The organism is Bartonella sp. B35(2025), assembly GCF_053794465.1.
In genome coordinates this window covers 181,120-203,570 of the sequence record NZ_CP200035.1, presented here as the reverse complement: position 1 = coordinate 203,570, position 22,451 = coordinate 181,120, and the positions used below count along the sequence as shown (strand labels likewise).

At 36.2% G+C, this 22,451-nt stretch carries 21 protein-coding genes; 5 read left to right on the top strand and 16 right to left on the bottom strand.

The window, feature by feature from the left end; translation table 11 throughout:
- Positions 1–25 precede the first annotated feature (25 nt).
- A complete protein-coding gene (gene galU, locus V4P56_RS00790) occupies positions 26–916 on the bottom strand; it encodes a UTP--glucose-1-phosphate uridylyltransferase GalU (protein WP_455482204.1) in 891 nt (296 codons plus the stop codon).
- 278 nt (positions 917–1,194) lie between these two features.
- Between galU and V4P56_RS00785 the strand changes: the two genes are divergently transcribed.
- Positions 1,195–2,451: a lytic murein transglycosylase gene (locus tag V4P56_RS00785; RefSeq protein WP_455482203.1), complete on the top strand. Its 1,257-nt coding sequence runs from the start codon at positions 1,195–1,197 to the stop codon at positions 2,449–2,451.
- Positions 2,452–2,466: 15 nt separating this feature from the next.
- Complete coding sequence (locus V4P56_RS00780) at positions 2,467–3,510, top strand: SGNH/GDSL hydrolase family protein (protein ID WP_455482202.1); 1,044 nt, start codon at positions 2,467–2,469, stop codon at positions 3,508–3,510.
- A gap of 161 nt (positions 3,511–3,671) precedes the next feature.
- Here the strand turns inward: V4P56_RS00780 and V4P56_RS00775 are convergent, their stop codons facing one another.
- Positions 3,672–5,696 carry a M3 family metallopeptidase gene (locus V4P56_RS00775; RefSeq protein ID WP_455482201.1) on the bottom strand — a complete coding sequence of 675 codons (2,025 nt, stop codon included), beginning with the start codon at positions 5,694–5,696 and terminating at the stop codon, positions 3,672–3,674.
- A 344-nt stretch (positions 5,697–6,040) separates the two neighbouring features.
- Between V4P56_RS00775 and mgtE the strand changes: the two genes are divergently transcribed.
- The 3 genes from mgtE (at position 6,041) to ppa (ending at position 10,149) form a co-directional block, all read left to right on the top strand.
- The gene (mgtE, locus tag V4P56_RS00770) at positions 6,041–7,417 is read left to right on the top strand and encodes a magnesium transporter (protein WP_455482200.1); all 1,377 of its coding nucleotides are present in this window, start codon (positions 6,041–6,043) and stop codon (positions 7,415–7,417) included.
- A gap of 306 nt (positions 7,418–7,723) precedes the next feature.
- Entirely contained in the window at positions 7,724–9,550 is a 1,827-nt protein-coding gene (gene typA, locus V4P56_RS00765; RefSeq protein WP_455482199.1) for a translational GTPase TypA, read from the top strand.
- Between the two features lie 68 nt (positions 9,551–9,618).
- Complete coding sequence (gene ppa, locus V4P56_RS00760) at positions 9,619–10,149, top strand: inorganic diphosphatase (protein WP_455482198.1); 531 nt, start codon at positions 9,619–9,621, stop codon at positions 10,147–10,149.
- A 72-nt stretch (positions 10,150–10,221) separates the two neighbouring features.
- Here the strand turns inward: ppa and V4P56_RS00755 are convergent, their stop codons facing one another.
- The 14 genes from V4P56_RS00755 to V4P56_RS00690 form a co-directional block, all read right to left on the bottom strand.
- Positions 10,222–10,521 carry a DUF167 domain-containing protein gene (locus tag V4P56_RS00755; RefSeq protein ID WP_455482197.1) on the bottom strand — a complete coding sequence of 100 codons (300 nt, stop codon included), beginning with the start codon at positions 10,519–10,521 and terminating at the stop codon, positions 10,222–10,224.
- A gap of 23 nt (positions 10,522–10,544) precedes the next feature.
- Entirely contained in the window at positions 10,545–10,838 is a 294-nt protein-coding gene (locus tag V4P56_RS00750) for a YggT family protein (protein WP_455482196.1), read from the bottom strand.
- 351 nt (positions 10,839–11,189) lie between these two features.
- Positions 11,190–11,750 carry an invasion associated locus B family protein gene (locus V4P56_RS00745; protein WP_455482195.1) on the bottom strand — a complete coding sequence of 187 codons (561 nt, stop codon included), beginning with the start codon at positions 11,748–11,750 and terminating at the stop codon, positions 11,190–11,192.
- A 107-nt stretch (positions 11,751–11,857) separates the two neighbouring features.
- Positions 11,858–12,379 carry an RNA pyrophosphohydrolase gene (locus V4P56_RS00740; protein WP_455482194.1) on the bottom strand — a complete coding sequence of 174 codons (522 nt, stop codon included), beginning with the start codon at positions 12,377–12,379 and terminating at the stop codon, positions 11,858–11,860.
- A 39-nt stretch (positions 12,380–12,418) separates the two neighbouring features.
- On the bottom strand, positions 12,419–13,729 hold the full coding sequence (locus V4P56_RS00735; protein WP_455482193.1) for a S41 family peptidase: 1,311 nt from the start codon (positions 13,727–13,729) through the stop codon (positions 12,419–12,421).
- Positions 13,719–14,990: a murein hydrolase activator EnvC family protein gene (locus V4P56_RS00730; protein ID WP_455482192.1), complete on the bottom strand. Its 1,272-nt coding sequence runs from the start codon at positions 14,988–14,990 to the stop codon at positions 13,719–13,721. Before V4P56_RS00730 ends, V4P56_RS00735 begins: the two co-directional genes overlap by 11 nt.
- A 95-nt stretch (positions 14,991–15,085) precedes the next feature.
- Entirely contained in the window at positions 15,086–15,568 is a 483-nt protein-coding gene (rlmH, locus tag V4P56_RS00725) for a 23S rRNA (pseudouridine(1915)-N(3))-methyltransferase RlmH (protein ID WP_455482191.1), read from the bottom strand.
- A gap of 1 nt (position 15,569) precedes the next feature.
- On the bottom strand, positions 15,570–16,013 hold the full coding sequence (gene rsfS, locus V4P56_RS00720; RefSeq protein ID WP_455482190.1) for a ribosome silencing factor: 444 nt from the start codon (positions 16,011–16,013) through the stop codon (positions 15,570–15,572).
- Between the two features lie 58 nt (positions 16,014–16,071).
- On the bottom strand, positions 16,072–16,665 hold the full coding sequence (locus V4P56_RS00715; RefSeq protein WP_455482620.1) for a nicotinate-nucleotide adenylyltransferase: 594 nt from the start codon (positions 16,663–16,665) through the stop codon (positions 16,072–16,074).
- A gap of 29 nt (positions 16,666–16,694) precedes the next feature.
- Complete coding sequence (locus V4P56_RS00710; protein WP_455482189.1) at positions 16,695–17,951, bottom strand: glutamate-5-semialdehyde dehydrogenase; 1,257 nt, start codon at positions 17,949–17,951, stop codon at positions 16,695–16,697.
- A gap of 49 nt (positions 17,952–18,000) precedes the next feature.
- The gene (proB, locus tag V4P56_RS00705) at positions 18,001–19,140 is read right to left on the bottom strand and encodes a glutamate 5-kinase (protein ID WP_455482188.1); all 1,140 of its coding nucleotides are present in this window, start codon (positions 19,138–19,140) and stop codon (positions 18,001–18,003) included.
- 1 nt (position 19,141) lies between these two features.
- Positions 19,142–20,167: a GTPase ObgE gene (gene obgE / locus V4P56_RS00700; protein WP_455482187.1), complete on the bottom strand. Its 1,026-nt coding sequence runs from the start codon at positions 20,165–20,167 to the stop codon at positions 19,142–19,144.
- 165 nt (positions 20,168–20,332) lie between these two features.
- Positions 20,333–21,061: an RlmE family RNA methyltransferase gene (locus tag V4P56_RS00695; protein WP_455482186.1), complete on the bottom strand. Its 729-nt coding sequence runs from the start codon at positions 21,059–21,061 to the stop codon at positions 20,333–20,335.
- A gap of 32 nt (positions 21,062–21,093) precedes the next feature.
- Positions 21,094–22,398, bottom strand: a complete 1,305-nt coding sequence (locus tag V4P56_RS00690) for a Ppx/GppA phosphatase family protein (protein WP_455482185.1) — start codon at positions 22,396–22,398, stop codon at positions 21,094–21,096.
- Between the last annotated feature and the right edge of the window lie 53 nt (positions 22,399–22,451).

Here is a 22,451-nt window from a genome sequence, read left to right as displayed (position 1 = left end):
AATGAAATTAAACCTGAGATCTATATCATTTCTCAACTTTAATAGTATCAAGCAAATTTTTTAATGAAGCAAAAACCTGTCCATGCATATCAACACGTCCTAAAGAAAATGCAACGTTGGCTTCAATAAAACCAGTTTTAGAACCACAATCAAAAGTAAGCCCCTCTAACTGAAAGCCAAAAAAATCCTGCTTATCTGAGAGTCTAACCATTGCATCTGTCAACTGAATTTCATTTCCTGCTCCTCGTTCATGACTAGAAAGAATATTAAAAATTTCTGGCTGTAAGATATAACGTCCACTAATGTAAAGATTCGATGGAGCTGTTTCTTTTGTTGGTTTTTCTATCATTTTTGTAATTTTAAAACCATGCGCAATCCTTTTTCCTTTGCCAACGATACCATACCTATGCACTTCTTCAGGATCACACTCTTGAACCGCAATAATATTTCCTCCACCTGTTTTTTCATAAAGACTGATCATCTCAGAAAGGCAACTTTTCTTAGCTTGCATAAGCATATCCGGTAGCAACAAAGCAAAAGGTTCTTTCCCTACTAATTCACGTGCACACCAAAGAGCATGTCCTAGTCCTAAAGGCTGCTGTTGCCGAGTAAAAGAAGTGGTACCTGGTTGAGGCTGTAAATCGCGTAAATGTTCAAGTTCCTCTCTTTTTCCACGTTCGGTAAGTGTTGTATATAATTCAATCTGTGTATCAAAATAATCTTCAATTACTGCTTTATTGCGCCCAGTAACAAAAATAAAATGCTCGATACCAGCTTCGCGTGCTTCATCTACAACATATTGAATAACTGGCTTATCAACAACAGTTAGCATTTCTTTAGGAATTGTTTTTGTTGCAGGAAGAAAACGAGTACCAAGACCAGCTACGGGAAATACTGCCTTCCGGATTTTTTGCACTCTCATTCTCCTAATTAACTATACAATTTCTCTACTTTATTTATCACACGTCTTCACTAAAATATTCAAAAAATATCTTATTATTTTATTATTTTAATTGCCATTATGATGGACAGAACAAGGATGCAATAGTAAGCTAATTTATTAGAAAGTATTTTCTCAAAGTAAATAATCTGTTCTAACTTTTCTTATTTGCTTGAAAACATAATCAATTAAACCAAATACAAAAATGAAATCGCTAAACACTACGATATTTGAATATTAATGGAAGTTGCAAAATGCAAAAAATAGAATCTAAAACTTTTCCTTCTCTCCAAAAAACCATAAATAGGAAAGTTTTTAATATTGGTTTGTCTGCTGTTCTTTCAATTTCTTTAATGTTTTTCGTATCACTTTTACATGCTGAAAATGGCTTTCAACTCTGGATTAAAGAATTTAAAAAAATAGCTCTAGCCAACAATATTTCATCATCTACATTTGATATGGCTTTTAAAACCATCAACACTATTGATCCAGAAGTTTTAAAAAGAGCAGCGTATCAACCAGAATTTGTTGATCCTTCATGGAGTTATTTTGACAACCGCGTCCACGATATTGCTGTTTTTGAAGGACAACTTCAAGCTCAAAAATGGAAAAATTGGCTTATTCAAATTGAAAAACAGTTTGGCGTTGACCGTAACATCCTTCTTGCAATTTGGTCAATAGAAAGCAACTATGGGAAAATTTTAGAAAATAAAAGCGTAATGCATGATATCATTTGCTCACTTGCAACCCTAGCCTATGCTGATCAAAAACGTGCAAAATATGCACGTACACAGCTTATTGCTGCTATGAAAATTTTACAAAGTGGTGAAATTGAGCGCTCTCAGCTAACTGGATCTTGGGCTGGTGCATTAGGACATACACAATTTATTCCAAGCAGTTACCTTGCTTATGCTATTGATATGGATGGAGACGGGCGACGCAATATCTGGACATCTGTTCCAGATGCTCTTGCCACTGCTGCTAATCTTCTTCACATGAATGGTTGGCAGTCTAACCTTCCTTGGGGAGTAGAGGTCAAATTACCAAAGGGAAAAAATCTTCCTAATGACTGGCTTTCCTTTGAACAATGGGAAAAGCTAAATGTTAAAAATGCAAACGGACATCCTTTTCCTTCACCATCTGAATTGGCAATATTGAAATATCCAGATGGTCCAGAGGGACCTATATTCTTAGTCACAAAAAACTTCTTTGTTCTTAAACGCTACAACAATGCAGATCGTTATGCTTTTGCTGTTGCTCTTCTAGCTAATTATATTGCTGGTCATCCTAAATTAGTTCAAGATTGGAAGCGGCCATTTCAGCCTCTCACTTTCAAAGAACGTAAAGAATTACAATCTCGCTTAGCTACACTTGGTTATTATAAAGGAAAAATTGATGGCAAGATCGGTACTGCCTCTAAAAAAGCAATTAAATCCTTTCAATTACACCATAACTTAGAGGAAAATGGCTATCCAAGCTATGAAGTTCTTTTTCTTCTTAGAAAACAATAATCTGGAGTAAAGTACTTGTCCTATTTTCACCCAATATACTTTACTTTCCTATTTTTCTCCACTTTTATCCTTATCGTCATACAGCAGACTCCAAGTAAGGCAGAAAATTTTTTCGAACTGTTATTTAAATATAAAAAACAAGAACAACAACCAAAAATATATAAACTACAAAAAAAAACTATCAGACCAAAACCTGCACAAAAGCTAAAAAAGGAAAATGCAAAACGTATTCTTGTTATAGGTGATTTTGTAGCTTCTGCTGCTGCTAATGAACTCAAAAATTTTTTTACTGATAATGATAATATTGTCATCATAAACAACGCTGTACCATCTTCTGGTTTGGTCCGAACTGATTATTATTCTTGGAAAAACAATACTTCTAAACTCATTGATAAAAATAAACCTGATGCTATTGTTATGATAATAGGCGCAAATGATAATCAACCAATCACAACGCCTCATGGCATTCTCAGCACATCTCAACCAGAATGGATAAATATCTACAAAAAAAAGGTTACCGAAATGGCTGAAATCCTCCATGATTCTGGAAAACCATGGATATGGATGGGTCAACCTTCCTTTGAAAATAACAATTTAACACAAAAAATGCGAATCTTTAACGAGCTTTACAAAAATGCAACAGAAGCAGCAAAAGGATATTTTATTGATATTTGGAGTGACTTTACTGACACACAGGGCCAATTTTCTTTTTCAGGCTATGATATCAATGGAAAAATAGTAAGACTCCGTACCGCTGATGGTATTAACTTTACCTCTGAAGGAAAGCAAAAACTTGCCTCTTATTTTAAAAGCAAATTAGAAATTATTTTAAATTTTCATCTGCCTTCCCATGAAAATATACATTCTACTAATACAGAGACTCTAAAACTCATACAAAAGTCCAATAATATTACACATCAACCTCCAATGAGCCTTGATGATATGGCTCAGCAAAATACCTACTTACTAGACAAAATGGATCCAAGCTTTATACAAAAATCATGGTCACCTTCAAATGGTTACCAGATAGATCGAGCTGATAATTTTTCTTTTCCATGATATTTTTAAAAATGTAGAATGCAATTCCCTACACCAACCAAGAAAAAAATGAAATAAAAAGTTACTTTTCATATAGTTGTAATTAATCGAGAAAGACTCGTGCAAATTTCAACTATAATAATAGAATATGATGGTATGGTAATAAACCATACCATCATATATTAAAGTCCGCGTTTTTTTATCATTGCTTCTGGTGAAGGCAACCGTCCCCGAAAAGCTTTATAAAGCTCTTCTGGATCACGGCTTCCTCCAGCTGAATAAATAAAACGCTTTAACCGATCAGCAAGCTCTAAATTAAAAACATCGCCTGTTTCTTCAAAAGCCTGAAAAGCATCAGCGTCAAGTACTTCCGACCACATATAAGAATAGTAACCAGCAGCATAGCCATCACCTGAAAATATATGTGTAAAATGTGAGGGACGATGACGCATAATAATTGTGTCAGGCATTTTTAGATTTTCTAATTCTTGATGCTCAAACATTATCGGATCAGTTACTGTTTTTCCTTGATGAAAAGCCATATCTACTAGAGCTGATGAAGTGAATTCAACCGTAGAAAATCCAGCATTAAATATCTGTGCTGATATAATCTTATCTATCAATGCTTGTGGCATAGGGAGTCCCGTTTTTGCATGTGTAGCATAAGATTGTAATACCTCTGGTACAGTTAACCAATGTTCATAAAGTTGAGAAGGTAATTCAACAAAATCACGCGAAACTGATGTTCCCGCTACAGATGGCCATGTTACATTAGAAAGTAAACCATGCAATGCATGCCCAAATTCATGAAAAAGCGTGCGTGCATCATCAAGCGATAAAAGAGCAATATCTCCTTTAGGTGGTTTAGCAAAATTACAAATATTATAAATGATAGGCTTTTGTTCTGCATCCAATTTATGCTGCGATTTTAAGCTACTCATCCATGCACCAGACCGTTTTGAAGAACGTGCAAAGTAATCGCCTATAAAATGTCCAAGCAAACTTCCATCAGATTTTTTAACTTCCCATAAACGCGCATCAGGATGCCAAAGTGCAACATCATTTTTTTCTTCAAACGAGATTCCAAAAAGTTTTTTTGCTACTGCAAAACCTGCTTCAATCATGCGATCAAGCTGAAAATAATATTTAATTTCAGCTTCATCAAAACAAAATTTTTCAGTACGCAGTTTTTCAGCATAATAACGCCAATCCCAAGCTGCCAAAGATTCATTGCTGTCATAATTTTTTGCAAAATTTTTCAATTCAACTTGTTCAGCAGTAGCCTTAGCTCTTGCCCGTTCCCATACAGGCATAAGCAAATTCATAACCGCGTCAACACTCTTTGCCATGGTGTTATCAAGTTTCAAATCAGCGAAAGATTTATATCCCAGCAATTTAGCTTTTTCATCTCGAAGTGCAATAATCTCTAAAATAATTGCTCGATTATCATTATCGTTATTATTTTCACCCCGTTTAGACCAAGCTTGAAATACCACTTTACGTAAATCACGACGATGAGAAAATTTCAAAAAAGGTTCAACAATGGAACGTGCCAATGTTAATGCATAAACTCCCTCATTACCCCTTTCATGAGCAATTTCTTTCATTGAAGCAATAAGATCATCAGGCAAACCAGATAAATCTCTTTGTTCTAAAAATAAAACCCACTCAGCTTCATCTCTTAAAACATGCTGGCCAAAAGTGGTACTTAAAAAAGCAAGCTTTTCATTAATTTCAATAAGCCGTTTTTTGCCTTTTTCATCAAGTTTTGCACCATTGTAAACAAATCTTCTCCACCATAAGTCAAGTACACGTGTTGTTTCACGATCATACATACCTTGCTGTGACTGTTTATAGAGCACATCCATTTTTGCGAATATCCGTGCATCCATCATAATTTTCGAAGAATAACGAGAAAGTTTCACAACAAATTCTTGTTCTAACTGCTGAATCAGTGCATTACTACAAGCACCTGAATGCAAGAAAAATATTGAACATACACAATCAAGCGCCTTACCAGAAAGCTCAAAAGGTTGCAAAAAATTCTCAAGCGTTGGTAATTCCTTTACTGTTGCAATTGCTTCTATTTCTTCTTCTGCTTCTTTAAGTGCCTGTTCAAAAGCGGGTTTAAAATCGTCGTCACTTATTAAAGAAAAATCAGGAAGCCCTGAAAATCCTTTCCAGTCCAGTATTGCTGTTTTTGCCATAATATTATATAGTTCCGTTATAAATTTAAGAGGTAATAATTACCTTCATAATACAAATTGATCATACTGTAGAATCATCTAGCCTGCTTTTAAATAGCCTTTCAAACCTATATTTTGATAAAAGAAGTATAAAAATAACTTTATCATAGGAGATAAACGAAAATCCCTACATGCCTAATGTATGAAATTGTTTATAGCCTGCGATCTGTCCTTGACTTTAGTTTAAATATTAACAATTGAAAATATAGCTGGGAGGGATTTTTTTAAGTCTTCCATAATTTTTGATTTATCTTAATCCATATATCTGGATTCATATTCTCCAACCCTTCGTAAGGTACTTTATCATGACTGAAATCAAAACAGCCTTCGACTTCAAAAGCTTTTCTCCTGAAGCTCTCGCTGAAGAATTAAAAAATCGGCATTTTGCTGATTCAATTGATATCATCAATGATCTTGATATTATGGAACGCGTAACTGTTCTCAGTCTATTGCCACTTGATTATACTATTGAACTTTTTGATAAACCAGAACTTGAACAGCCTGCAGCTATTCTTGAACTTCTTCCTGTAAATCGTTCTGTTGAAATTCTTGATGGCATGTCTGCAGACGCTGCCGCAGACGTTTTTCAAGAAATGGATAAAGAAACCCGCACACGACTTTATACTTTACTTAAACCTTTAACACGAGCCGAGCTTAAAAAACTCACCAGTTACCCCAATCATACAGCTGGTGCATTGATGACAACAGAGTTTATAGCAGTTCCAGCAAATTGGACTGTAAAAAAAACTCTAGATCATATTCGTGAAGTCGAACGAACTCGTGAAACAGTTTATACAAGTTATGTTATTGATCCCAAAACAGGCACCCTTCTCAAAGCCGTTTCACTCCGTAATCTTATTCTTTCATCATCCGACCAACAAATCCTTAATGTTCCTACGCGTGATACACCCATTACAATATCACCCTTCACAGATCATGAAGATATTGCCCGTCTTTTCCAACGCCATGATCTTCTTTCTGTACCAGTTGTTGATGAGAGTAACCATGTCATTGGTATTGTAACCGTCGATGATGTACTTGATACTATGGTTGATGAAATGAGCGAAGATGCTTATAAATTTGGTGGTATGGAAGCTCTCAATAAACCATATATGCAGATCAATTTTCTTGGAATGATGAAAAAACGTGGTGGTTGGCTTTCTTTACTCTTTGTTGGTGAAATGTTAACTGCAAGCGCTATGCAATATTTCGAAACAGAGCTTGAAAAAGCTATTATCCTTACACTATTCATTCCTCTTATTATGAGCTCAGGAGGAAATTCTGGCTCACAGGCTACATCTCTTATTATTCGTGCACTAGCTTTACGTGAGCTCACACTTAAGGATTGGTGGAAAGTTATCATTCGTGAAATTCCAACAGGAGTATCTCTTGGTCTTTTACTTGGAATTATCGGAGTTATGCGCATTGTTGTCTGGCAACAACTGGGTATATATAACTATGGTGAACATTGGATTGCTGTTTCCATGACAGTAGGTATAGCTTTAATTGGAATTGTTATGTTCGGTTCTTTATCTGGCTCTATGCTGCCTTTTATTCTCAAAGGCTTGAAATTTGATCCAGCGAGCGCTTCTGCTCCTCTTGTCGCAACTTTAGTGGATGTTATGGGTATTGTAATTTATTTTTCTGTAGCCTCGTTTATTTTGTCTGGAATCTTACTCTAACACGCAAAGAAAAAACATATATCCTGATTATGTAATCTGATATCTTTTCTCTACAAAAAGCAAATTACATTGTTTGTTTTCTTGGTATAATTACATACGAAATACCTTAATTATTAAAAGTTTTTTTCGGGAAATTTTTCTAAATCAATCAAACATTAAAAACCTTTGTAAATACTTTACCATAAAAACAGTCCCTCCTCTTCCCAAATTATAAAAAAACATGTAAAAGATTTCTCTGATAGTAAGGTAAGGGATACAAAGGCTTTACCTCAAATGAAACTTCACTGAATGAAAAGAAGATAATTTATGCAATTGCGTAACATTGCCATTATTGCCCACGTTGACCATGGGAAGACAACACTCGTAGATGAACTTCTCAAACAATCAGGAAATTTCCGCGATAACCAGCGTACCAGTGAGCGTATGATGGACTCAAATGATATTGAAAAAGAACGTGGAATTACAATCTTAGCAAAAGTAACATCTGTTGTTTGGAAAAATACTCGAATTAACATTGTTGATACACCAGGCCATGCCGATTTTGGTGGAGAAGTCGAACGTATTCTAAATATGGTAGACGGAGTAATCGTGCTTGTTGATGCAGCTGAAGGGCCAATGCCACAAACAAAGTTTGTCGTTGGAAAAGCATTAAAGGTAGGGTTACGCCCTATTGTTGCCATTAATAAAATTGATCGATCTGATGCACGTCCTGATGAAGTTATCAACGAAGTTTTTGACCTTTTCGCTGCCCTTGATGCAACAGATGAACAACTTGATTTTCCTATTCTTTATGGATCAGGCCGCGATGGATGGATGGCTGAAACTCCCGAAGGACCAAAAAATCAAGGACTGAACCCTTTGTTTGACCTAGTAACTCGCCATGTACCTTCTCCTACTGTAGCTGAAGGACCATTTCGGATGATCGGAACTATCCTTGAAGCAGATCCATTTCTTGGAAGAATTATTACGGGTCGCATTCATTCTGGCTCTATTAAACCAAATCAAAATGTAAAAGTTCTTGGACAAGATGGAAAACTCTTAGAAACTGGACGTATTTCAAAAATTTTGGCATTTCGTGGATTAGAACGACAACCTATTGAAGAAAGTATTGCTGGTGATATTGTAGCAATTGCAGGTTTACAAAAAGGTACTGTTGCTGATACTTTTTGTGATTTTTCAATCAATGAACCACTCACCGCCCAACCAATCGATCCTCCTACAGTCACTATGAGCTTTCTGGTTAATGATAGCCCCCTTGCTGGAACTGAAGGGGATAAAGTAACAAGCCGTGTCATTCGCGACCGCTTGTTTAAAGAAGCAGAAGGTAATGTAGCTCTTAAAATTGAAGAATCAGCCGATAAAGATTCTTTTTATGTTTCAGGACGAGGAGAATTACAACTTGCAGTTCTCATCGAAAATATGCGCCGTGAAGGATTTGAGCTTAGTGTTTCACGTCCACGGGTTGTTATGAAAAAAGATGAAAATGGAACAATTCTCGAACCAATCGAAGAAGTTATGATTGATGTTGATGAGGAATATTCTGGAATTGTTGTTCAAAAAATGTCTGAACGTAAAGGAGAAATGGTTGAGCTTCGTCCCTCTGGAGGTAATCGTGTACGCCTTGTCTTTTACACACCAACTCGAGGACTTATTGGATATCAGTCCGAACTTTTAACTGACACACGTGGCACAGCAATCATGAATCGCCTTTTTCATGCTTATCAACCTTATAAAGGAGATATTAGTAGTCGTGTCAATGGTGTTATGATTTCAAATGATACTGGTGACTCTGTTGCCTATGCTCTTTTTAATCTTGAAGATCGTGGACCTATGATAATCGATGCTGGTGTCAAGGTCTATCAAGGTATGATCATTGGTATACACTCACGCGATAACGATTTAGAGGTAAATGTCTTAAAAGGAAAAAAGCTAACCAATATGCGTGCTTCTGGAAAAGATGAAGCTGTGAAATTAACCCCTCCTATCAAAATGACATTAGAACGTGCCTTATCATGGATACAAGATGATGAACTTGTAGAAGTAACTCCTAAAAATATTCGTTTACGCAAACTTTATCTTGATCCAAATGAACGTAAACGTTTTGAAAAAACACGCTCATCAATTTTAACATAATTTCATAACTTCCTCAGTAAAATATTTTATTATAATCTGCTTCATCATATTCCGGAAAGGATATTTATATGAATATTAAAGAAATACCCGTTGGTAAAAATCCACCAGAAGATATCAACGTCATCATTGAAGTCCCTCTCGGTGGTCAGCCAATAAAATATGAAATGGACAAAAAATCTGGAGCGTTATTTGTTGACCGTTTTCTTTACACATCAATGGCTTATCCTGGAAATTACGGTTTTGTCCCACATACTCTTTCAGAAGACGGTGATCCAGTTGATGTTCTTATTTGTAATACCCGTCCACTCATTCCTGGTTGTGTTATCAATGTTTATCCAATCGGTGTCCTAATTATGGAAGACGATGGTGGTAAAGATGAAAAAATTATCGCTATCCCAACTTCTAAATTAACACAGCGGTATATCAATATTCATAATTATATGGATCTTCCCGAAATTACATTAAAGCAAATTGAACATTTCTTCGAACATTATAAAGATCTTGAGCCTGGAAAATGGGTCAAAATTGAAGGTTGGAATGATAAAAATTTTGCGCATGAATTGATTAAGAAAGCTATTGAACGTAATAAAAGAACATAGCTATCTTAACATAATAAAGCCTGTTTTCTTAAACAGGCTCTCACTTTTTTCTTATTTTGCATAAAGATATAATCATAAAGATTGTAATATCTTTTTTAGTTCTTCTATATATCTTGAAAAATGAAGTCGTTTATAACGTGATGCTGCGCCACTCTTAAGAGAAATATAAGAAGATGGAATTTTCCATTGTTTCGATAAAAATTTAATTAACGCTTTATTTGCTTTTCCATCTTCAGGAATAGCACGAAGACATATAACTAAATACTGCTTTCCATCATTCTTGTATTCAGCTCCTATTATCCTATCAATTGAAGCTTTGGGAATTAGGTATACCGATAGAATCAAACCACTCGTATCAACTTGATAAAGCATTCTACTCGCCTAATCTCGCATTTCTATAAGTATATACCTACATAAGCGCGCCACATAAAAGTACGAATAAAATAAATGATCATAAACACTACAATAGGCGAAATATCAATCGCTCCAAGATTTGGTAAAATTCGCCGGACACGGCCTAAAACAGGTTCTGTTATGCGATATAGAAAATCTCCTATCAAAATAACAAAGCGATTACGTGTATTTATGATATTAAATGCATAAAGCCAAGAAAAAACAACACTTGCAATTAAAATATAAATATAAATACTGAAAATTAAATCAATTATCTGAAGCAATGCATAAATCATTCTTTTTTCTTCTTTTAATCAATGGAATAGAGGAGCATATACAAGGTATTTATTAAAATAACCCTTTTTATAGAACAATTATTTTACAGTTTTATGCTTTCATACTTCCCTCTGTAAACAGAAAATACAGACATTCTAATTTCTTATCTCTATATCATAGTGAATGGTCAAACCTAATTAGAATAAAAAAATAGCCAGAAAAAATAAAAGCAATAATGAATGACCTCAGAATCTTCAGAAAACTTTAAAGAGTCTTCATATAATGATCTTGCTACTTTAACTTATAAGACTGAGTCAAAAATAACTTTCAACAAAAAACAGCCTTAAAGGCTGCCTTCACTTTATTTAAAATTACTTCTGTAAAGCAGTCAAACGGTTAAGTGCATTACTAAAACCATTTAACTGAACAAATAAATCATTTATAGTTGGCTCACCTGGTGCAGCAACTGTCATAGCCAACTTCAAATGCTTTCCAGTACGCAAAGCTGCTATAGAATTTTTGTCAAAAACTATTGGAACAATACAACCTGATGGCATACAAGTCCGAATACCGGTTTCAATAACAGCCTTTCCCTCATCTACTTGTAAACGAACTGGCTTGGAAACCAAAATACCAAAAGGAACTGTTAAATTACCAGATACAACACCATCAGTATTGAGAACAATATTCATAGCCAAAATGACACGATTCTGATCGTTAACTTCTTGACGATTCATAAAGCAAATTTTTTTTCCATCCTGTATACCGCAGTTAATACTCCACAAGCCATAAGTCTCAGTCAAAGAAGAGGCACCATTCGGTAACATAGCTGCTACAGGCTTTGTTGCAGCTGACTTTTGATCCACTGCAAATGCCGCGGAAGAAATACTCAAAAGAGTAAAAATCGCAAATAAATTGAATAACTTTTTCATTTTATATTCCAGTTCTTTATATAAAAGAGAATCACTTTTATTTTAATAATTATGTATAAATATAAAGCATCTTAAAGAAAAAACAGCTTTTTGCAATTATATAGCTTTTATAAACACCTAAGGCTACCTCGAAATTCGCTGACAACTTTCATATAAACATGCTTTTTAAAAGAGATAACAATTGAAGGTAAAATTTCTATATCAACCCATTTCCACTGGTCAAATTCTGCTTTATTACCATCTGGTGGTGGATTAACTAAAATTTCAGAAAGTTCTCCTGTAAATTGAAAAGCAAACCATTTTTGCATTTGTCCGCGATATTTACTGTTTAGTACATCTCCAACAAATTTTTGTGGAAAATCATAATAGAACCAATCCTGTGCCTCCTTAATCAGCTTTATTGATCGGATACCTGTTTCTTCATAGAGTTCACGACGCGCCGCATCTAATGGCTTTTCATTCTCATCAATCCCTCCTTGAGGAAGTTGCCAACGATTAGATGTTTTAATATGCGCATGAGTATCTGTTACTAAACGGCGCCCAACCCAAACTTTACCTTCATGATTAAACACAAGAATCCCAACACATTTCCGATAAGGAAGAATTTTTAAATTAACAATTGCATCCATTCAATTATCACTCAAAAGCATGAGCTATATATCCCCTTCTTACTTTAAAATATCTTTATTGGGATCTGGTGGAAATGCTGCATTCGCCATTTCACCTCGTAAAAGTTTATAAGCTTCATTCAATTGAACATCATCTTTAGGATCTTGTGGGACAAAAGCAGCTGAACCAGACCCTTTATTATTTTCTAGCTTTCCTTTGATATGCCCTTTTAACTCAGATTCACCAAGCTTTACATCATGACCTTTATATTTCTCAGGTAATGGTTGCTCTACAATAATGTCTGGTGCAATCCCAGTTCCTTGAATCGAAGTACCAGACGGTGTATAATAAAGTGCTGTTGTTAAGCGTAAAGCACCATTTTCACCTAAAGGAATGATGGTTTGAACTGATCCCTTACCAAAGGATTGTGTGCCTAAAATTGTAGCGCGACGATGATCCTGTAATGCACCTGCAACAATTTCAGAAGCACTTGCTGAACCACCATTAATGAGCACAATAAGGGGCTTTCCATTGATAATATCCCCTGGCTTAGCATCAAATCTCATCACATCATTCTTTTTACGCCCACGAGTCGATACAATTTCACCTTTATTGAGAAAAGCACTTGAAACACTAATAGCCTGATCTAAAAGACCACCAGGATTAAGCCGTAAATCAAGAACATATCCCTTCAGTTTAGATTCAGGAATTTTAGACTGAATATCTTTAATTGCAGACTGAAGATTGCTAAAAGTTTGCTCAGAAAATTGAATGAGTCTTAAATACCCAATATCACCCTCAACGCGATATTTAACCGCCTTTACCTTAATGATGTCACGAATAACTTTAATCTCAATTGGCTTATCAACACCAGAACGAATAATTGTTAATGTAATTGGTGTTCCAGCAGCTCCTCGCATCTTATTGACAGCTTCACTCAATGTTTGACCATTCGTCTGTACACCATCAATTTTTGAAATGAGATCCCCTGCCAAAATCCCTGCTTTTGATGCAGGCGTATCATCCATTGGAGAAACAACTTTAATTAAGTTCTTTTCCATGGTTACCTCAATACCAAGACCCCCAAACTCTCCTTTAGTAGAATCTCGCATATCTTTAGCTTCTTCAGCATTCATATAGGATGAATGTGGATCAAGTGATGTAAGCATACCATTGATAGCACTTTCAATGAGCTTTTTATCATCCGGAATCGTCACATATTGCATACGTACCCGCTCAAAGACATCACCAAAGATGGCCAGCTGTTTATAGGTATCACTTTCACTATTTGCAGCAACAGACTGCATCGTAATCATTGAACTGGCGCCGAGTAATACCCCAGCGACCAAAAGAATAATTTTACGAATCATTTTGGTTCCTTCTCGATTTTTCAGTCCGCCACCAAAGAGCTGGATTTATAGGCTTTCCCTGTTTTCTAAACTCAATGTAAAGCATTGGAGCACTTTTGCCTATATCCAGTACAATACTGTTTGCAATAAATTGCATTCCCATCGTACCGAGAGGCTCACCTGAAAGAACAAATTGCCCTTGAGTTACATTAATTTTTGACATCCCAATAAGAACAATATGATAGCCATTTCCAACCTTGAGAATAATTAGCTGTCCGTAAGAACGAAACGGTCCAGCAAAAGCAACAAGAGCATCAGTAGGTGCTATAACAATGGCTGCTGGATCTGCTTCAACTATTTCACCAAAACGGGTAATCTGTGAATTATTATTAACATGTTGAATCTTCTTTCCTGAAACAGGAAAAAGCAAAGAGCCCTTTTGATTTTCAAAATCACGTTGATCTAACAATTGTAAATTTTTCCGTACTGGTATTGATGTATCAAAACTAAGTTGTGATTGACGTTCAAGCTCTAAAATCAACTCTTCCAAAGACTGAGCTTTTTTAGTAAGGGCAATATTTTTTTGTTGCTGCTGTCTAAGTTCTTGTTCTGATCGTTTTTGTAACTTTGCCTTTTTGTCCAATAAAAGCTCTAAATGTTTTCGCTGTTCTGCTTGATTTTGCATTTTAATCTTTAGAGCTGCATATTCTGTAGTAATTGAGTTGCTCAATTTGGTCAACTCCTTGAGACTGACTGTTAAAGCTTGTGTTTTCTCTTGCATTTCAGGAATGATAGCCCCTAATAAAATAGAACTACGCACAGATGCTAACACATCTTCAGGTCGCACCATGAGAGCAGGAGGTGGATTCAACCCCATACGTTTTAAGATAACAAGAACTTCCGCAAAATCTGCTCGACGGATTTTTAAACTCTGATGAACTCGTGCGCGCTCTTTTATCATTTTTTCAAGCTTCTCCTCCCTTTCAGCAACATCATTTGCTGTAGTACGTTCTGCTTTAGCAATCTTTATTAATGCATCAGTTAAAGCACGTTGATCTCTTTTTAAACGCTCAACTTGGTCAACAAGAAAAGTAACACGCTCACGTGAAACAGAGATATTTTGGCGAATTTCCGCCAATGCTTCACGTGTTGCTATATCTTCGGCATGCGATACAGACAAGAAAAAAAATATACTCAACACCAGCACAACAAATATCATATATTTTTCATATGAAAATCGTATCTTTCTATGAAAAACAAGCAGCTTCATTTTCCCAACCATTAAGCCTTATCGCATAAAATAGGGATGCTTTAAATGGTGTGACCTAAAACAATATTAATAAATGCACCAATAGAGATAAAAATTACACAAAAATATTAAACACGGTGATAAGGATGATTATTAGCAATTGTTACTGCTCGGTAAAGTTGCTCTGTAAGTAATATACGTGCAATTTGATGTGGCCATGTCATAAAACCAAAAGACAAAAGAAAATCAGCACGATTTCTTATCCGCTCATTGTGTCCATCAGGTCCCCCCAAAGCAATAACTACATCACGAACACCTTCATCACGATAAAATCCTAATTTTTCAGCAAAAGCAAATGATGAAATCGACTTCCCACGCTCATCTAATACAATTAATTGACACTTTTCAGGCAAAAATTCAATAAGTCTTCGTCCTTCTTCTTCCATACGTTGATATGCTGTTTGAGCACGACTTTCTGATATTTCTTGTAATATTTTAAAATGAAACCCAACAGCTCGAGAACTTTTAGAAAAACGACCTAAATAATGATGAACTAATTTGTGTTCAGCCCCCTTCTTCATGCGACCAACAGCAAAAATAGAAATTTGCATGTCAACGATCTCCAAAAAGAATTGGCTTTATGTTGTTTAAATCTGGAGTTAGAAATATTTTTTCTAAATTATAAAATAGACGAATTTCAGGACGGAAAAGATGAACAATAATATCACCTGTATCAATCAATACCCAATCACCACTAGCAAGCCCCTCTACACTTACTCGACCATACCCGCTATTTTTCCAAGTACATAATAAATGATCAGCGACAGCAGATACATGACGCTGTGAATGTGCCGAAGCTATAACCATGTAATCAGCTAAAGATGATTTACCCTGAATATCAATGGAGATAATATCTTCTGCTTTTGTATCCTCTAAACTGTTGAGAATAATTTTGAGACCATCAGCTACCGAAAAGATTTTTTTTCCTGCCAAAGATACAATATTATGAGAGTATTTTTGTGAAATATTTTCCAGATTAATATCCTTTCTTATCACCTAAAACATAAACAAAGAGAAATTTCTTCAAAGAGATTTGCAAAATCTTATAAAATATTCAAGAAAAATTATTTTCCTTTAAACGAAGATTGGTTGAAGACTGAAAAGATAAAGGTCCATGCAAATAAGTCCAAACTGGTGGTTTTATAAAAGGTAATCGTTTACTTTCTCTCTCATCCAAACGAAAGCAACGGTAAATGTGTGCCATAGGAGAAGAAAGCGCTGACATACATACAGAAGGACGATCGATAACTGCAATAGGAAGCATAGACACAATATCACGCCACCTATACCAGTGATGAATTGTTGCAAAACTATCTGCACCCATAATCCACACAAAATGCACTCCCCTACAATGTGCAAGAATATGAGAAATCGTACTTACTGATACCGTACTTCCTATAGTATGTTCGAAACCCGTTATACGAATCTTTGGATGATCAATAAGTTCAAAACTTGATCTCATTCTCTCATCTAAAGATGGTAATTGTGTACAATTTTTTAAAGGGTTCCCCGGAGTTACCATCCACCATAGCTGATCAAGATGCAAACGCCGAATTGCAGTTTTTGCCACAAGAAGATGTCCTGCATGTGGTGGATTAAATGATCCACCAAAAAGACCAACTACACTGGACTTTTCAACATATGGTATACGGTTTTTCCATGGAAAAAATGGCTTTTTCAAGGCCTAACCTGCCCATTTCCTTTAATATGGTATTGAAATGACGTTAGCTGTTCAACACCTATGGGACCGCGTGCATGCATTCTTCCCGTTGCGATACCAATTTCTGCCCCAAAACCAAATTCACCTCCATCAGCAAATTGTGTGGATGCATTATGAAGCAAAATAGCTGAATCTAAATGATCAAAAAACATCTTCACCACCCTCATATCCTCAGCAATAATTGATTCTGTATGTCCTGATGAATAACGTTTAATATGTGCGATAGCTCCCTCAATACCATCAACTGTTTTAACAGATAGAATTGCATCAAGATATTCGTGTGACCAATCTTCTTCAGATGCCAATTTAGCATCTGGCATAAGAAAAATGATATCTTCTGTTGCACGAATTTCACACCCATTTTCCTGTAAAACTGTCAGAACAGGAAGAAATTTTTTTAAGGATTTTCGGTCAATTAAAACTGTCTCAACAGCTCCACATACACCTGTCCGCCGCAACTTTGCATTCACAACAATATCACACGCCATATCTAAATTTGCCGACTGATCAATATAAATATGGCAGATCCCCTCTAAATGTGCAAAAGTGGGGACACGTGCATCAGATTGAACCCGCGCAACAAGATTTTTCCCACCGCGAGGTATAATCACATCAATTGCACCATCCAACCCCTCAAGCATTTTTCCAACAGCACCACGATCTGTGGTTTTAACCATTTGAATGGCATCTTTAGGAAAATCAGCCTGCTCTAGTCCTTTTACTAATGCCGAATGAAGAGCGTGAGAAGAATGAAAACTAGCTGAACCACCACGTAAAATTACCGCATTTCCAGCTTTTAAGCACAAGACACTTGCATCAATCGTAACATTTGGCCGACTTTCATAAATAACCCCAATTACACCAAGAGGCGTACGCACACGACTTATATGAAGTCCATTTGGACGTGTCCATTCACTTATCACTTGCCCAACGGGATCAGGCAAACAAGCAATTTGGCGAACACTGTCTATAATTGCACGCAAACGCAATTCATCTAACTTGAGCCTGTCAATCATCGCTGCTCTCAAATTATTTTGAACAGCATTCGCTAAATCTTGACGATTAGCACATAAAATCTCATCTGAATAAGATTCAAGATTCAGAGCGATCATTTCCAATGCTTGATTCTTTTGTTCAGAAGAAATAACTGCAAGCAAAGAAGAAACACTACGTGCCCTTTTTCCTATGTTTTTCATCTGTTCTTCTAAGGTCATACAATTATCCATTTTCCAAAAGTAATAAAGAAAATATACGATAAATTTTTTAAGTAGAATCGATCAAGCAGCGTAAAACCATATCATTACGATGCACCATAGAAGAGCGCGCTTCATATCCAAGGATAGATTCAATTTCTTCACTTTTACACCCCATAATGCGTACAGCTTCATCTTTTCCATAACCTACAAGTCCACGAGCAACTTCAGTGCCACTTTTATCAACAATTGCAACTGTATCTCCACGATTAAATATCCCCTCAATTGCAACAACTCCTGCAGCTAATAATGATTTTCCAGATTTAAGTGCCTTAACCGCTCCCTGATCAATAGTCAAAACACCTGATGGATCTAAATGACCAGAAATCCAAATTTTCCAAGCATTAACAGGTTTTTCACTGGCAGCAAAAAAACTTTTACGTTCCCCTTGATCAATTGCTGCAAGAGGATTCATACGCTTGCCTGAAGTAATAACCATAGCTGTTCCAGCGGAATTCGCTATTTTCCCAGCATCAAGTTTAGTCTTCATCCCTCCTCGGGAAATCTCTGAAGTAGAAGTATCAGCCATTTTTTCGATATCACTCGTAATTGACGCAATAAAGGGAATAAATTGAGCTGTTGGATCACGATGAGGAGACTTCGTATAAAGACCATCAATATCCGATAAAAGTATCAAAAGATCTGATCCCATCATCGTTGCAACACGCGCTGCTAAACGGTCATTATCGCCATAGCGAATTTCACTTGTTGCAACAGTATCATTTTCATTAATAACAGGTACCGCCCCAAAACGCAAAAGAACATTAATCGTAGCACGTGCATTTAGATAACGCCGCCGCTCTTCTGTATCAAATAAAGTCAGCAAAATCTGACCAGTTTTTAATCTATGTCGAGCAAGCGCATCACCATATGTTTTAGCTAATTCAATTTGTCCCAACGCAGCACACGCCTGACTTTCCTCTAACTTTAAAGCACCTTTAGGAAAGTTCATCAATGTTCTTCCTAAAGCAATAGCTCCTGAAGACACCAATAAAATCTCAACACCTTTTTGATGCAGCTCAGCAATATCACTTATCAAACTGTTAAGCCATTCAGCTCGTAAACCTTTCTGAGGATCAATCAAAAGTGCAGATCCAATCTTAATCACAATACGTTTATAATGTGCAAGTTTTTGTAATCCAACTGCCATCTTAATCAATCCTGCTACCCTTAACGATATCCTCTTTGCGTGCCATCTCAATAATATGTGCACTAGCACGTAATACATTTTCTAAACCGTCACGACTAAACGCAGAAAACATAATAACAGATTTACCAGTTACTTTTTGCAAAATATTTTGTTTGGCTTTACGCTCCTCAATAGAAAGGGTATCTATTTGACTTAAAGCTACAATTTCAGTCTTATCACTCAAATTATTTCCATATGCTTCAAGTTCATTACGAACAATCTGGTATGCCTTTGCCACATCTTCTTCTTGAGCAGAAATCAAATGAAGTAACACACGACAACGTTCTACATGTCCTAAAAAACGATCTCCAATCCCCACACCTTCATGTGCCCCTTCAATTAAGCCAGGAATATCTGCAAAAATAAATTCACGAGCGTCAATGCGTGCAACACCAAGATGAGGATGTAGGGTAGTAAAAGGATAATTTGCAATTTTTGGTTTTGCAGCTGTTATTGACGCTAAAAAGGTTGACTTTCCAGCATTGGGCAAACCAATAATTCCCCCATCAGCAATTAATTTCAAACGTAACCATAGCGTACGCTCTTCCCCAGCTAAACCTGGATTTGCATGACGAGGTGCTCGATTCGTAGATGTTGTAAAATGAAGATTTCCAAAACCACCATTACCTCCTTTTGCAAGACGGTAACGTTGTCCAACTTCCGTTAAATCACAAATCAATGTCGCATTATCTTCTTCAAAAATCTGTGTCCCAACCGGAACTTTAAGGATGATATCATCACCTTTTTCACCTGTCATATTACGCCCCTTGCCATGTCCTCCTGTTTTTGCTCTAAAATGCTGCTGATATCGATAATCAATCAGTGTATTGAGACCATCAACAACAAGAGCCCAAACATCACCCCCACGTCCCCCATTACCTCCATCAGGACCTCCAAATTCTATGAATTTTTCACGACGAAATGATACTGCTCCTGCTCCTCCATTACCGGAACGAATGTAGACTTTAGCTTGATCAAGAAATTTCATGAAAGTACTCACTGAGGAATCAAATTCCTCTATTTATAAATAATGTATTAATTTTATCAATTTTTTATCATCTACAAAAAAACGTACATAATATCACTGATAATCACTTGGAAATATCTTCATGTTAAAATATATTGAAAGCTCAAGGCTTTTTTAAAAAAGAAGCTATTTTTTTGTTACTATTTTTCCCTTAAATTCAAGAGCTAAAAGATAAAGCTCAACTGATTCTACTCTACTTGCAGGGGGTTTTACATGATGAACTATTTTAAAATTCTGTTTTAATGCAGTGAGAAGAGTGCTTTCTGTTCCTCCTTGAAAAGCTTTTGCTAAAAAATGTCCTCCAGGTTTGAGAACTGAAAGAGCAAAATCAGCAGCAGCTTCACACAAATAAATTGTCCTTAAATGATCTGTGTGACGATGACCTGTTGTCGGTGCAGCCATATCAGAAAGAATTATATCTGGCTTTTTGCCTAAAGCCTCAATTAATTTCTGCGGTGCATCTGCATGTAAAAAATCCATTTCCAGCATAACAACCCCAGGTAATGGGTCAACATGTAAATAATCAATACCAACCACATTAGGCCTTTGAGTATTTGATGCTGCTATACGTGCAGCTACCTGACACCATCCACCAGGTGCTGCTCCTAGATCAATAATTCTTTGACCTTTTTTAAGAAATTTATAACGCTCATTAATTTCAATTAGCTTATAAGCAGCACGCGAACGATAGCCATCCACTTTTGACTGATGGACGTAAGGATCATTTAAATGTCTTTCTAACCATCGTCGTGATGATGATTTAATGGCTCCAGCTTTTTTTCTTACGTGCTGATATAATTTATGTGATCCTGAACCACCATACCCACCCATTGGCGTTTTTGTCTTTTTTTTCATAATTATTTGTTGTCTCCATATTCTGACAGCTACTAACGCCTAAAGCCTCTCTTCTTATGATAACACCACACACCATCGCGTAGCATAAGATCTATCAAAATTCCTTCTCTTAATCCACGATCAGCAACTCTCAATCGTGGACTGGGCCAAACTTCTCGAATAGCATCTAAGATCGCACACCCAGCCAAAATTAAATCTGCTCTCTCTCGCCCGATACAAGGATTGGTTATTCGTTTTTTTATATCCCATGATAATAGGCGTTTCATCATAAGAGTAATATCTGCGTTATTCATCCAAATACCATCAACTTGATTCCGATCATAACGCTCTAAGTTAAGGTATATTCCTGCTAAAGTCGTAATCGTTCCAGAGGTTCCCAAAAGATGAAATCGCGACCCTTGAGCTAAAGCCCCTAATTTATAACGATCTGAAAAATTATTTAAGAAACCCTGCACATAATTTTTCATCTTTTCAAAATCCTCTAAACTAACATCATTCCCTCCAAAACATTCTGCAAGTGTAACGACACCAACAGGAAGAGAAGTCCAAGCTATAATCTGCTCAGATAAGCACAAAGAACGCTTTTTAGAAACATCAAGGAGTGCAATTTCTGATGATCCTCCTCCAATATCAAATAGCACAAGTGCATCAGTATCTGGCTCAATTAGCGTACCACACCCTGAAACAGCAAAACGTGCTTCTGTTTCACGATCAACAATTTCCAATTTAAGGCCAGTCTCATCCAAAACGCGCTGAATAAAATATTCACCATTTTTAGCTGAACGACAAGCCTCTGTCGCGACAAAGCGATAACGCTTAATATGTTTTTGTTTTAGCTTGAAATGACAAATTTTTAACGCTTCAATTGCTCGATCCATAGCTTGTGTATTAAGAAAACCACTACTTACTAAGCCTTCTCCCAGCCGTACAATACGTGAAAAAGTATCAACAACTCGAAAATGCCCTGGTTTACTAGGCGATGCAATAAGAAGACGGCAATTATTCGTTCCTAAATCAAGTGCTGCATAAAGAGATGAAGATTGTAATTGAGAGAACCGTGAAGAGAAGGATGTTTTTTTACTTTTTATTTTACTATCTACCATTATTTGACCATGAGTCCCACAAGTTTTATCTGATCGAATAAGCACCTGTTTTTGTTGACAATATCTTTTTCTCGATTGTTTCTCTATATTGACAGGAATAGAACACACTCCTTTCTGTAACAACGCAGAATGATTATTTTGACTAGCATCATGGTGATCACATAATCGTTTTATTCTGGTATTACACACCCTCCTTCGCTTTGGCTCTTTTGAACCACAATCTAACGGAGCCATTTTTCCTTATCCTCTAAGCGTTTTCCCCTCAAAATAAGTAAATACAAAAACTA